This window comes from Catenovulum maritimum, assembly GCF_001050375.1.
Classification (GTDB): domain Bacteria; phylum Pseudomonadota; class Gammaproteobacteria; order Enterobacterales; family Alteromonadaceae; genus Catenovulum; species Catenovulum maritimum.
In genome coordinates this window covers 44,672-58,578 of sequence record NZ_KQ130503.1, presented here as the reverse complement: position 1 = coordinate 58,578, position 13,907 = coordinate 44,672, and the positions used below count along the sequence as shown (strand labels likewise).

Annotated in this window: 12 protein-coding genes and 1 pseudogene; 9 read left to right on the top strand and 4 right to left on the bottom strand. The window is 37.8% G+C overall.

Annotation, left to right across the window (positions count from 1 at the left end):
- Positions 1 to 151 (top strand): annotated as a pseudogene (locus XM47_RS18915) (NADP-dependent phosphogluconate dehydrogenase); the annotation flags it as partial.
- Positions 152 to 246: 95 nt separating this feature from the next.
- Here XM47_RS18915 and XM47_RS16205 read toward each other — a convergent pair.
- Together XM47_RS16205 and bcp are read right to left on the bottom strand one after the other, a co-directional pair.
- Entirely contained in the window at positions 247 to 1,350 is a 1,104-nt protein-coding gene (locus tag XM47_RS16205; RefSeq protein ID WP_048694873.1) for a phosphoribosylaminoimidazolesuccinocarboxamide synthase, read from the bottom strand.
- 126 nt (positions 1,351 to 1,476) lie between these two features.
- Entirely contained in the window at positions 1,477 to 1,950 is a 474-nt protein-coding gene (gene bcp / locus XM47_RS16200; RefSeq protein WP_048694870.1) for a thioredoxin-dependent thiol peroxidase, read from the bottom strand.
- 282 nt (positions 1,951 to 2,232) lie between these two features.
- Between bcp and dapA the strand changes: the two genes are divergently transcribed.
- From dapA to rmf, 8 genes are all read left to right on the top strand, one after another.
- Complete coding sequence (gene dapA / locus XM47_RS16195; RefSeq protein WP_048694867.1) at positions 2,233 to 3,117, top strand: 4-hydroxy-tetrahydrodipicolinate synthase; 885 nt, start codon at positions 2,233 to 2,235, stop codon at positions 3,115 to 3,117.
- Positions 3,110 to 4,198, top strand: coding sequence for an outer membrane protein assembly factor BamC (gene bamC / locus XM47_RS16190; protein WP_048694865.1), 1,089 nt, complete (start codon positions 3,110 to 3,112; stop codon positions 4,196 to 4,198). The genes dapA and bamC overlap by 8 nt, the downstream gene beginning before the upstream one ends.
- Before the next feature lie 74 nt (positions 4,199 to 4,272).
- The gene (locus XM47_RS16185; protein WP_048694862.1) at positions 4,273 to 5,013 is read left to right on the top strand and encodes an esterase/lipase family protein; all 741 of its coding nucleotides are present in this window, start codon (positions 4,273 to 4,275) and stop codon (positions 5,011 to 5,013) included.
- Between the two features lie 90 nt (positions 5,014 to 5,103).
- A complete protein-coding gene (gene rlmKL / locus XM47_RS16180) occupies positions 5,104 to 7,206 on the top strand; it encodes a bifunctional 23S rRNA (guanine(2069)-N(7))-methyltransferase RlmK/23S rRNA (guanine(2445)-N(2))-methyltransferase RlmL (RefSeq protein ID WP_048694859.1) in 2,103 nt (700 codons plus the stop codon).
- Between the two features lie 34 nt (positions 7,207 to 7,240).
- Entirely contained in the window at positions 7,241 to 7,474 is a 234-nt protein-coding gene (locus XM47_RS16175) for a glutaredoxin family protein (protein WP_048694856.1), read from the top strand.
- Between the two features lies 1 nt (position 7,475).
- Entirely contained in the window at positions 7,476 to 9,374 is a 1,899-nt protein-coding gene (uup, locus tag XM47_RS16170; protein ID WP_048694852.1) for an ATP-binding cassette ATPase Uup, read from the top strand.
- Positions 9,375 to 9,376: 2 nt separating this feature from the next.
- Entirely contained in the window at positions 9,377 to 11,101 is a 1,725-nt protein-coding gene (locus XM47_RS16165; RefSeq protein WP_048694849.1) for a DUF3466 family protein, read from the top strand.
- A 185-nt stretch (positions 11,102 to 11,286) separates the two neighbouring features.
- On the top strand, positions 11,287 to 11,460 hold the full coding sequence (gene rmf / locus XM47_RS16160) for a ribosome modulation factor (RefSeq protein WP_048694846.1): 174 nt from the start codon (positions 11,287 to 11,289) through the stop codon (positions 11,458 to 11,460).
- A gap of 80 nt (positions 11,461 to 11,540) precedes the next feature.
- Here rmf and fabA read toward each other — a convergent pair whose 3' ends face one another.
- A complete protein-coding gene (fabA, locus tag XM47_RS16155) occupies positions 11,541 to 12,053 on the bottom strand; it encodes a 3-hydroxyacyl-[acyl-carrier-protein] dehydratase FabA (RefSeq protein ID WP_078061943.1) in 513 nt (170 codons plus the stop codon).
- A gap of 77 nt (positions 12,054 to 12,130) precedes the next feature.
- Positions 12,131 to 13,762: a S16 family serine protease gene (locus XM47_RS16150; RefSeq protein ID WP_048694842.1), complete on the bottom strand. Its 1,632-nt coding sequence runs from the start codon at positions 13,760 to 13,762 to the stop codon at positions 12,131 to 12,133.
- Positions 13,763 to 13,907: the final 145 nt, after the last annotated feature.

Below are 13,907 nucleotides of genomic sequence, written 5' to 3'. Positions count from 1 at the left end.
TGAGCGCTTACCAGCGAACTTATTACAAGCACAACGCGATTACTTTGGTGCGCACACTTATGAGCGTACAGATAAGCCAAGAGGTGAGTTCTTCCACACTAATTGGACTGGCCGCGGTGGTGACACAGCATCTAGTACTTACAACGTTTAAGTTTTAATTAAGCGTTAACTTGTATTAGTTTAAAATTGTGAAACAAAAAGGGATATTTTGAATATCCCTTTTTTATACAATTTCATCACTAAAGTTTAATCGACTAGTGCATAGTCGTTGCGCAAAATTTCTATTATCTCTGCTTTCGGGTTTTCAGAAAGAGAAATCTTTTCGCCGGTAATTTTCTCTGCAATTGCCGTGTAAGTCTCAGAGACTTGCATAAGTACTTCTACTGGTAGTTCATTATCACGCGCTAGCGCTTCTCTTTCATCCATTCTGTCTTTGTTTAATAGAATGTCTGGATCAGGGAAGTGGTTTAACAGTAGCTGGCGGAAACCTTCTTTCGAGTTTTCTACCACTTTGCCATCTCTGTATGATGGGCCATCCCAAATGCGAGAAGAATCAGGTGTACCTACTTCATCCATATATATCAGCTTGTCATTGCCTTGTGCATCTGTGACATAACCAAATTCGAACTTAGTATCGATAAAGATTTGATCAATTTCTGCTAAGGCATCACTGATTAAGTTAAAGCCTTCTTTTAACAAGGTTTCGTATTTCTCAATATCCGCTTCGCTTTCAAAATTAAAAGCCGTAAAATTGGCTGTGATATCTGCTCTAGTGATATTAACATCATCTACTTCCGGTACATTTGGAATACCTTTTAAGATGCCTTTAGTCGAAGGTGTGATGAGTAACTCTGGTAATTTTTGATCTTTTTCTAGTCCCTCAGGTAAGCGAATACCACAAAAATCACGTTCACCTTTGCTGTACGCTCGCCACATAGAGCCAGTTATATACTGACGACAGATTGCTTCAATTTTAACTGGTTTGGCTTTTTGGACGATCCAAACAAAAGGATGAGGTATATCTAGGATATGGCTATCAGCTAAACCATTTTGTTTGAATAGTTTAAACCAATGGTTTGAAACGGCATTTAATGCAGCTCCTTTACCAGGCACACCTTTCATGCCGCCTTCACCTTGCCAGATGCAGTCGAATGCTGAAATTCGATCGCTAATAACCATAATAGCAAGTGGCGCATCAGGTCGGACATTGTAACCTTTTTCTTGTATTAAACGGCGACTGTCTTCTTCTGTTAACCAGTATACAGAGCGAACTTTTCCGCTGTGAACTGGTTTATTAGTACGAATCGGGAGGTCGTCATTAACTGCTAAAACTTTATCAGCTAGGCTCATCAATCTTGTTCCTGTTGCAAGGTGAATAAAATAAAAATTAGGTATTATCTGTATCGGGATAATTTCGGCGTGATAATAGCAAATTAGCTTTTATCACGCCAATATGGAAAGGGGGTTTCTTTTAATTTAAGCTTGGTTTTTTAAGAAGTCGATAACCACTTCGTGGTGATCTTTGGTCTTAAATTTATTGAAAACATGGGTAATTTTGCCATCTTGTCCAACTAAAAAACTAATTCTGTGAATACCATCGTATTCTTTACCCATAAATTTCTTTAAGCCCCATACACCAAATGCGTCAGCAACTGCATGGTCTGGATCAGATAAAAGGTCGAAATTTAAGTTTTGCTTATCGACAAATTTAGCTATTTTCTCTGGCATATCTGGGCTGATGCCAACCGCCACTGTATTAAGCTCTGCTAACTCAGATTTAGTATCACGTAAGCCACAGGCTTGAACTGTGCAACCTGGTGTTGAGGCTTTAGGGTAAAAATAAACTAACACTTGGTTTTCTTTAAGTAATTTTTCAAGACTAACAGTTTGATTTTCTTGGTTTAGTAATTCAAATAATGGCGCTTGTGCACCGGCAGTTAAGGTATTCATATTTTTCCTTATATTTCTTTTTACTCATCTTGTGTACAAAACAAGAGGTTAGTATTGATTTTATATTAACTCAAAATCAGCTACGTCAGATCTACTTTTCTTAAAATAATCTAACTTACGGCTTAAAATACACTAGCTAAGCACCTTAAATATTTGAAAAATGGGCTCAAACAGGTGCATTTTAAAAAATATATGGTTATTTGTTCGCTAATTGACGCTTTAATATTGTCTTTCGTTGCTGTCGACATTACCATAGTGCGCTTGGTTTTATGGGGGCTTTAAATGATCCGAGGAAGTATTGTCGCGTTAATCACACCTATGACTGCAAATGGTCAAGTTGATTACCCAACGCTGGAAAAATTAGTTGAATTTCATGTGCAAGCTGGAACGCACGGTATTGTTGCAGTTGGCACCACAGGTGAGTCAGCAACTTTACCTGTTGATGAGCATGTGAAAGTTGTCGAAACTGTAGTGAAAGTGGTCAACGGTCGTATCGCTGTCATTGCAGGTAATGGCGCGAATTCAACTGCTGAGTCTATAGAGCTGAGCAAAAGAATGGCTCATTCAGGCATAGATGCCTTTTTATCTGTAACGCCATATTACAATAAACCTTCACAGCTTGGTTTGATAAAGCATTTTGAAGCAATTGCTGATTCATCTGAAATTCCACAGATTTTATATAATGTACCTGGGCGTACTGCGGTTGATATGTTACCGCCGGCTGTGGCTGAATTAAGTAAACATGAACGAATTATTGGCATAAAAGAAGCAACAGGTGATATTGAGCGCTTAATTGAGATTAAAAACTTAGTTGCAGATGACTTTAGCCTACTTAGCGGTGATGATGCGAGTTCGTTAGCTTTCTTAAAAGCTGGCGGTCATGGTGTTATTTCCGTTACTGCGAATATCGCCGCAAGTGAAATCGCACAAATATGCGACTTAGCCCAAGCTGGAAAATTTGATGAAGCAAAAGTAATCGATGACAAAATCCAAGTTTTGCATGATAAATTATTTATTGAATCAAATCCTGTGCCGGTTAAGTGGGCGCTTTACCGCATGGGGCTTATCCCTGAGAGTGTATTTAGACTTCCGTTATTAAATCCGGAACCAAATTCACAATTAGTAATCGAACAAGCTTTGCAACAATCAGGTTTTTTAAATGCTTAAAGCAAACTTATGGTTTCGTAGTTCCTGTTTAGTCTGTGTTTCTGCTGCGCTTATTAGCTGTGCTGGCAAACCTAAGCAAGCGGATGATAGTTTTGAATACTTAAAAGCCAAGCCGGCTAAAAGTATTCAAGTGCCTGCTGAATTAGACAAGATTGATGTCGATTCACCTTTTGATATTGACTTAGAAGCTGAATTAGCGGGTAATTTAGGGAAAAATATATCCATTTTTCCGCCTAGATTAATCGCACCAATTGTGACAGCGAGCCATATTGATGAAATTGATCCTCGAACTTCTATTTGGTTTGAGCAAACAGAGCACATTGACAATTTACATCAAGCGATTTGGAATGCCGTTAAAGGTTACTTAGCTAAATCCGAAGTTAAAATAGAAAAATTTGATGAGGTAAACCAAGTTCTTGAGAGTGGTTGGTTTGTACAGCAAAGAGAATTTGGTTGGTGGCTTTGGTCAGGAAAATTTGATTTAGAACGACAAAAATATCGTTTTAAATTAGAGATGAAGCCGCATGGACGGTCAGGTAAGTTAACTGTCGAGCTGATTAAGCGCGAACCTCTGCTTGAAATCTATCCGGATTATGATGTTGCGGATAATCAAGGTCTAGCAACTGAAAAATTAAATGCAGTCGCTGGACATTTTGAATATCGCTTAAGGTTAGATGCTGAAAATCGTCGTACTCAGTATGTTAAAGGTGTTACTTCTAATGTAGGTCAAGCTGAAAATGGTGATCCAGCAATCATAATTGATGCGAGCTATGAGCATAGTTGGATTCGAGTATTAGAAGCACTCGATCACTATGAATTAATTTTAACAGATATCAACAAACTCCAAGGTCGTATATACGCTAGAGTTAAATCAGATAATAGCGGATTTTGGTCAGGCTTATTTGGTAGTGAAAGTAAATCATTTGGGCTTAAAAAAGGTGACTATGTCATCGAGCTTTTAAGAAATGGCGAACAGACCCATTTAATATTTAATGATATTACGTTGGATTCGTTAGATAAAAAGCAGCTTGAAAAGATTTTCCCTCATATAGCGGAACGTTTAGCTGAAGATTTAGAGTAAAATTTTCGGAGTTTGAAAAAGGCGCGTAAGCGCCTTTTTTGTGCCCGCTATACCCTTAATAGTTATGGTTACTTATGCGATTACTTAAAATTTGTATTTTAACTTTTACTTTTATTTGTCAGTTTGCTATCGCCAAAGACTGCGTTATTTTATTGCACGGTTTAGCAAGAAATGCAGCTTCTATGGCAGAGCTTGAAACCCGGTTAGAGCAAAATGGTTTTTGGGTCGCGAATATAGATTACCCTTCTCGGAGTGAGAAGATAGAAACCTTAGCTGAGTTAGCTATTCATTCGGGTATTTCGAGCTGTCAAAAATATGCCCAAAATGACCCCTTTCGAATTCACTTTGTTACTCATTCTATGGGCGGGATTCTAGTTAGATATTATTTGAGCAAGCATCCTATTGAAAATTTAGCTAGAGTTGTCATGTTGGGGCCACCTAACAAAGGCAGCGAAGTTGTTGATAAGTTTAAAACGCTAGATTTTTTTACTTGGTTAAATGGTCCAGCTGGTCAGCAGTTATCAACGGATAAAACCTCTTTAGTCAATCAATTAGGTAACGTCGATTTTCCACTTGGAATTATCGCCGGTAACAAGAGTATTAATTGGATTTTATCCGGGATTTTACCAAATGCTGATGATGGTAAAGTCACTATAGCCTCTACTAAAATACAAGGTATGTGTAGCTTTTTAGTTTTACCTGTTACCCACACTTTTATGATGACCAATGACATAGTCGAAACTCAGGTATTATCCTTTTTAGAGTCGGGTCAATTTATGCATGAAAAGGCTAAGAATAACCTATGTCTCGACTAGCTTAGCTAAAACTTTACTCTGAAGCTAATGAGTCATGCACTTTATACTGGATTGGGTATATAATGCGCGCTCAGTCAATCGGAGTAAATCATGCCGCGTTTTTTAGTTACCACCTCAAAAGGCTTAGAGAATCTGCTCGAAGCAGAATTAAAGCAACTTTCTATTACAGATATGAAAATGTCTGTCTCTTCTATTTGGTTTGAAGGTACGCTCGAACAAGCTTACAAAGTTTGCTATTGCTCGCGTTTAGCGAACAAAGTTTTACTTGAATTAGGTGATGGTGACTGTAAAGGCAAAGAAGATCTTTACAAAATAGCGGCAGATATCGACTGGACTATGCATTTTTCAGATCGTCACACCTTTAAAGTTGAGTTTAATGGTACGACAGAAAAATTAAACAATACCCAGTTTAGCGCTCAAGTGGTGAAAGATGCGGTTGTCGATGTCTTTACAGAAGAAAACGGTCGTCGTCCTAATGTGAGCAAAATTGACGCTGATATTCGAATTCAGGGCCGATTAATGAAAAATCGTGCTCATATATTCTTAGATCTGGTTGGCCAAAGCTTACATCAACGAGGCTACCGTATTGAAGCTTCAAAAGCACCGATTAAAGAAAACTTGGCAGCTGCCTTAGTCATTCGTTCAGGTTGGTTAGAAGATACAAGTAAACCATTAATCGATTATTTTTGCGGTTCAGGCACAATTGTAATTGAAGCTGCGCAGATGGCGTTGTCTATTCCGGCTCAATACGACAGAGAAATCTGGGGATTTAGTCACTGGCTAGGACATAATGCTAGCTTATTTAATAAAGTAAGAGACGAATACGACGCCTTAATTGTCGAAGAGGCTAAGTTTAAAATTTATGGTTTAGATATCAACTCTCAAGCTTTAAAGATTGCAGAGCAAAATGCGCGTAGAGCGGGTGTTGCTGGACAAATTCATTTTCAGCGTGGCGATGCGACGAAAGAGTCTATAGAAGTCGCGGATACAGGTTTTATTATCTCTAACTTACCATACGGTGAAAGATTAGAAGATGAAATCACAATAGCCCATTTGTACTTAGATTTTGGCAATCAAATTAAGCATAAACATACCGATTGGTACTTAACCGTAATTAGCTCTGCGATAGACAATTTACGTCAATTAAAATTGAGTGCAATTAAGAAATATAAAGTTAGAAATGCAGCGCTTGATTGTCAAATTGCAACTTACCGAGTTGAAGCCGCGAAAGAAGACAGCCAGCCAAGAGAAACCCTAGCACTTGAGTTTCAAAACCGCTTGAAGAAAAATATCAAACAAGCCTCTAAGCTAATCAAAGCTGCAAACACAGAGTGTTATCGAATTTATGATGCCGATTTGCCGAATTATAATGTCGCACTTGATGTCTATAATGATTGGCTGGTCATTCAAGAATATGCGCCGCCTAAGAGTATTCCGGAAGAGAAAAGCAAAGCAAGATTAAACGAAGTTATTTTAACCGCGCCAAGTATTTTAGGTATTGAGCTTAATCATGTTGTGCTCAAAACCCGTCAGCGTCAAAAAGGTAACAACCAATATAAGCGTGAAGAAAAACGCGATGAGTACATTCAAGTGCTTGAAAATGGCGCTATGTTCCATGTAAACCTGCATGATTATTTAGATACAGGCTTGTTTTTAGATCACAGATTGATGCGATTAAAAGTGCAACAAGAATCTAAGGGCAAGAAAGTACTAAATTTGTTTTCTTACACATGTAGTGTGAGTGTTCATGCGGCAGTGGGTGGAGCTGAACAAGTCACATCGGTCGATTTGTCGCAAAAGTACTTAGACTGGGGTAAACGCAATTTTGAATTGAATAAAATAGATACGCGTTGGCATCCTTTTATTGCTCAGGATGGCGTATCTTGGTTGAAAGCAAATAAAGATAAATTTGATCTTATTTTTATTGACCCTCCAAGTTTTTCTAACTCGAAAAAATTATCGAATGATTTTGATGTGCAATCGGATTATTTAACCCTGTTAACACAAGCAAAGCGTGCTTTGAATGCTGGCGGTACTATTTATTTTTCGAATAACTTAAGATCATTTAAATTTGATGATGCAGCCATTGATGAATTAGGGTTGCAAAGTAAAGAAATTAGCTCTGAAACGCTACCTTTTGATTTTAAACGCCGACCTAATATTCGTCGAGTTTGGCAATTAAGCCTAAAGTAACACCTTAAGTAGGGCTATAGAGTAAGGTAAATTTATGAGTGAATTGATTTTTTATACTACTGAAGGCTGCCATTTGTGCGACTTAGCTGAGCAGGTTTTAAAAAACATAAATTTGCACCAGGCCGTTAAATTTGTCGATATCAGTGACAGTGAAGCCTTAGTTAAGTTATACGGTACTCGTATTCCAGTAGTAGAAGACACGGCAACCTCAGAAGTATTATGTTGGCCGTTTGATGAGAATAGTTTTATAGAGTGGTTAAAAGCTTAAAATGAATTTGTATAGAATTACCCGTGGTCAACTTGCTTTTGGCGATCATGCTCTCCTAGATAAAGCAGATTTTCACATAAATAAAGGTGAAAAAATTTGTATTTTGGGACGTAATGGCGCTGGCAAATCTACTTTAATGAAAGTGATTGCGGGAGAGCAACAACTCGACGATGGCGATGTAAATTTAAAATCAAGCACACGAATTTCTAGGCTACCGCAAGATCCGCCAAAAGCGAGTCAAGGCACAGCTTATGAATACGCGGCTTTGGGTTTAGGCGAAGTTGGTAAAGCCTTAGGTGAATATTATGCTCTATCGGTCGATCCTAATTGTGACCTTAACAAGCTTTCTGATGTTCAGCATAAAATAGATGAGCTTGATGGCTGGACATATGAACCTAAAATTCAGCAAGTTTTATCCCGTTTAGGCCTGACACCCGATCTAAAACTTAATGCACTCTCAGGTGGTTGGTTGAGAAAAGTGGCTTTAGCCCAAGCCTTGGTTGTCGAACCTGATATTTTATTGCTTGACGAACCAACTAACCACTTAGATTATCAGTCGATTGATTGGTTAGAAAAATTCCTTAACGAATATAACGGTGCGCTTGTCTTTATCAGTCATGACAGGGCTTTTGTGCGAAATGTTGCAAAGCGTATCGTTGATCTAGATCGGGGGAAACTAACCAGTTTTGAACGAGGCTATGATAGCTACTTAGAAGAAAAAGCAGAGATGCTTAGAGTAGAAGAAGAACAAAATAAGCAGTTTGATATTAAGTTATCGCAAGAGGAAGCTTGGATCCGTCAAGGCATTAAAGCAAGGCGTACGCGTAATGAAGGCCGAGTCAGAGACTTAAAAAAACTCAGACAAGAACGCGCGCAACGTCGAAATGTTCAAGGTACAGCTAAACTGAGTTTAGATGATGCGAATAAGTCTGGTAAGTTAGTCGCCGAAATTACTAACTTAGGTTACTCGTATGAAAAACAAAGCATAGTTAAAAACTTTGACTCTTTGATTATGCGAGGTGACAAACTGGCACTGATTGGCCCTAATGGCTGTGGTAAATCCACCTTTATTAAACTAATTATGGGCACATTAGCACCACAAGAAGGTGAAGTTAAAATAGGGACTAAGCTAGAGATTGCCTATTTTGACCAATATCGTTCTCAGTTAGACGAAGAAAAATCTGTCATCGACAATGTTGCTGATGGCAAGCAAGATGTCATTTTTAATGGTCAAAGCCGACATGCTTTAGGTTACTTACAAGACTTTCTTTTTTCACCTCAGCGAGCTAGATCGCCGGTTAAATCTTTATCTGGTGGTGAAAAAAATAGACTTTTACTTGCCAAATTATTTTTGAAACCAGCTAATTTATTAATACTAGATGAACCTACCAATGATTTGGATGTAGAAACTTTAGAGCTACTAGAAGAGTTAATCAGTAGCTATCAAGGGACTATGCTACTGGTCTCCCACGACAGGGAGTTTGTTAATAACACCGCCACGTCAAGTTATTTCTTCCATGGTGAAGGCTTTGTTGAAGAGTTTGTCGGTGGATATGAAGTTATTATTCCACATCTTGAAAATTTAGCGGCTCAGCGGAAACAACAAGAACAAGCAATAAAAGTTGAACCTCAAGCTAAAAAAACAGTCGAAAAACCTCAATCTAACAAAGTAAAGCTGTCTTATAAGCAAAAACTTTTGTTAGAATCGTTGCCACAGAAAATTGAAGAATTAGAAGCTCTAATCGAAACTATTCAATCAGAAGTGAATCAACCAGAGTTTTTCAGCTTACCTCAAGACGAAACTGCTGAAAAATTGCAACAATTAGCCGATGCTGAAGCTGAATTTGAGCAAGCATTTGAACAATGGGAAGAGCTAGAAAGCTTACAAAATAATAATTAGTTATGATAAAAAAATTAAATACCTACTCTTTAGCCTTTGTTAGTTGTTTTACCAACTTTTTCGTTCATGCAGCACCTGCTCAATATGAATTAGAAATAATCGAGACACCAACTGATTTTAAACACAGCTATCCAGTTGATATAAATAATAGTGGCTCTGCGATTTCAGCCTTAGTGACGCGATTTAATTATCCTATAGATATGTCGCTACTTGATTTAGATGATGTGGATAAAAGCTTAGCAGATACACTTGCTATTAGAATTGATACCAGTAATGGCAACACTTTATTGAACGAAGTGAAAAGAGGGCGTTTTAACAACGTTAGTCTTTCACTTATTTTGACTTACCTAGATCAGGTTCAGTCATCCGGTCGGCATCAAAAACTAGGTGCGATTTCAATTAGAGATGCAGTGGGCGTCTATCGTGCTGGCTTATCTCACAGTAGTGAAACGAGAGAATTAGCTATTTTTGATACCATCAGTGATGCAACTGATGAATATACTTATATGAATTCAGAAGCTGCTAGAGCCATCAATAATAATGCTTGGATTGTTGGTGATGCGAGCTCTCCTTACACTTTAACTGAGTTAAACGATATTAATTGGTTGGTTCCTGAATTTTCACATCGTGCATACGTTAGGTTAAATTCAGGCAAAGTAACCCCACTCATCGCTGAAGAATCAGAGTATTTTGGCGGTGTGAGTTACGCAACAGATATCAGCGACTCGGGTTATGTTGTGGGTTATGCTTCAGTTGGTACCACAACTTCTTTATTATCAGCTCAGGCTAGCTGCGAAGCGAATGATGATAATGTTCCAGAAAACTTATGTATGTCTACTCTGATGGAAACGGAAGGCAATCAATTAGCTCTTTATAAAACCCACGCTTATCGTTGGAAAGTGAATGGTAATGGTGAAGTGGTAGAGCAAACCGATCTTGGTATTGCGATAGATGACTCAGCAACGGCCGCTCAAGCACAATATTACAGTAAAGCTTATGCGGTTAATTATGATGGTGTTGCTGTTGGTGAGTCACACGTTATCAGTGTCAATAATCGTGTAAGCTCTCAAGCTACGGTTTTTTATCAGGGTGCAGCAACTACTTTAATTGATTCATCTGACTCTCCTAGCAGTAAAGCCGTCGATATTAACGATAACGGTATTGTCTTAGGTAATGTTGTTAATGTTATTGGATTTGGCAGTGCTAATAAAAGTTTCTATTATGACTACAGTAGTAATGCGATTAACGTAACTCAGCTGGATGATTTTGCTCAAAATGCAGATACGACTGCTAGAGCAATTAATAATTTGAATCAGATAGTAGGTAAAGCTGAAAAAGATTCACTATCTGGCTCTTCAGTACCAAGCATTGCGTTTTTATATGATATTGCGACTGAGTCAATTTACGATTTAAATGATTATTTAGCTTGTGACACTGACTTACACTTAGTTGAAGCTGTCTCGATAAATGACGATGGTGTGATCTTAGCCAGAGCGACTAAGTTAGATAACCAATATAATTTGCTTGGTGAAGCAGTACAGGACACCCAGGATACGTTACAGCTTATGGTCAAGTTAAAACCAGCTGCGGTAGACTTCCAGCAGTGTGATTTAAACCTGGCAGAAGATGATTTAATTACACGAAAAGGGGCGTCAATTTCAGTGCCATTTATGCTTGTTTTCTTTATTACATTTTTGTTTAAAACATCACTTATTAATAGAAAATAATTCTATAGCCCCCTCGCTTTGTAAACCCTTTTAACTCAATAGTTTAAAATCGGTTTACAAAGCCTTTCCAATATCTGCCTATTTTATACTTGCAATGAATTTCTGATTTGGCTAAGTTTTATGTGAAGCAATTATTACTTATTGCTTAGATTCTCCATCCAGACAATAAAAGTAAGGAAGGTTCAATGAAACGACAAAAACGCGACCGATTAGAAAGAGCTCATTCAAAAGGTTATCAAGCTGGAATGATAGGAAAAGCAAAAGAAAACTGTCCTTATCATGACAATGATACTAAAGCGCATTGGTTGGGGGGGTGGCGATCAGCCATCGATGATAGAACCGTATTGGGTGTGAAGTAAATAACACTCTCAGTATAAGGAGACAAATAAAAAAAGCCCTATCGGGCTTTTTTTATTTTAACAGCAGATTTTAATCAATATTAAAATGCTGAAGTATCTTGGAATAAACCAACTTTAAGGTCTTTTGCTTCGTAGATGATTTTGCCATCAACCGCAACGGTACCGTCAGCAATACCCATGTATAATTTTCTTTTAATTACACGCTTTAAGTTGATCTTGTAAGATACTTTTTTCGCTGTCGGTAATATTTGACCGGTAAATTTAACTTCACCAACACCAAGCGCTCGACCTTTACCCGGACCACCGCACCAACCTAAGAAAAAGCCGACCAATTGCCACATAGCGTCTAGGCCTAAGCAACCTGGCATTACTGGATCACCTGGGAAGTGACAGTCAAAAAACCATAAGTCAGGTGTAATATCTAATTCAGCTTCGATATAACCTTTGTCAGAATCACCACCGTTTTCAGTAATTGAAATAATGCGATCCATCATTAACATATTTGGAGCTGGTAATTGGCTATTGCCTGGGCCAAAAAGTTCGCCACGGCTACAAGCTAGTAAATCTTCTTTAGTAAAGCTATTTTGAGTCATTAGTATTCGATAGTTAAAATAAAAACGCGCATACTTTATCGAACCCATGTTCGGTTAACAAGTCTACAAGCTATAAATTAGTTATTTTTTGACAAAAAATAGTGGAATATATGGCCAATTCGACTAAATAACGAAGTTCTCGTCGCTTCTCCTTCACTAAATTCGAGTAGTGACTCTTTTACTAGATCAAATAAGCCATCTTGGTTTTCTGTTTCAGCCGGTAAACCAGTTAAAATTGAACTCGCCTGATTGGCATGGGAAATTGGGTAGATGATCAGCTTTTTGTTTTTGACGGCTTCAATTGTTTCCGAATTCAAGTTTAAATGAGCTTGGTTCGTTGCCGGTATTATAATGTGGTGCGTTTCATCAGGAGCCATTTTTTGTGCAAGCTGATAAAAGCCCTCAATTTTTAAATCGACACCACCGACAGCTAATACATTGCCTAGTTGATCGATTGCCCCTGTAATGGCAACATTCTGGTTAATTGGCACCTTAGCGATCGCAGATAGTAAAGCATATAGCTCAGCTAATGACGCGCTGTCACCATCTACGCCATGGTAAGATTGCTCAAACACTATGTTCGATGAGATAGACAAAGGCTCATTTTCAGCAAATTCCTTACTGACGAAAGAAGATATAATCATCATCGCCTTAGCATGAATATCTCCGCCTAAATCAGATTTTCTCTCTATATCACCTATATCACCCTCACCAGAGAATATATTTGCTGTAATACGTGAAGGCTCGCCAAATTCGGCGTTTTCAGTTTCAACCACTGAAAGTCCATTAATTTGACCTACAACTTTCCCGGTAAAATCAACTTTGACTGTACCCTTAGCAATTTGCTCATGATGTAAAACTTTATCTAAGGAATTTTGGCCACTGATGTCAGCCACGCTATTTTCAACGTCGCTCAAATCAAAATTGTCTGGGAGTGAATGGAGCAACTCCTCCAGATAAGCTAGATTTAAACTTAACCACGCTTGATCCTCTAATTGCCTAGATAAAGCCCATGCAATGGCATAAAGTTGTTTAATACTGAGTGACTTTTGATAGCTAAACTCAATAAAGCTTTTTAGTGCAGTTAAGTTCGATTTAGTAACAGGGACTGCATAATCTGATTCATAAACTCTTTGGCTTGCGACTTCGTTTAATATAGGTAGTGCAGAATAAAGTTGATATAGGCTATCAGAGTGGCCGTAAAAAATAATATTTTGGGTAAAATCTAATTGCTTATGTTGAAATTTGTAATGCTGCTTATCGTCAGCATGGTTAAATAACCACCTAGAATCAAATTTACCACTTGAGAGTATTTTGCCAATTAAGCCTACTAACTTTATGTCTTGCAAAATAGCGGAAGCAGAAATTAGTACAAACGGTTTATCAGTTTGAAATAACTCCCCGCTAACGAATCTAGCCAACCTAGCCCTTTTATTAAAATAGCCAATTAAATGCTCAGTATTTAATAAAGGTTTGCTTTGCCTGTTATGTGACAGCCAATTTAAATAATATTGAGGAGAGCTACTGACATTAAGTAAGTAGACTTTAGCTGAATTGCTTTGGCAGTCACATAATAACTTTGCGAGCTTGGGGGTGAAGCTAAGTTGCTGTTGTTTATCGCAGTCTTCTGTATTCGTGAGTATATTTTTTAATGACTCTAACAGACTTAGTTCTTTTGCTTCTAACTGGGTTAATTTTATTTCACTCATTTTTAGTCGAATATACTCTTAGATATTATTTTGATTAAGCTAAATCAATTATTTAACTAAGTATACTTGCTGGTACCTTAAAAAACAGTATTTTCCTGCGTTGTAAAATTACCGAGTGAATTCTGTCATTTTAGATTCGTTACAA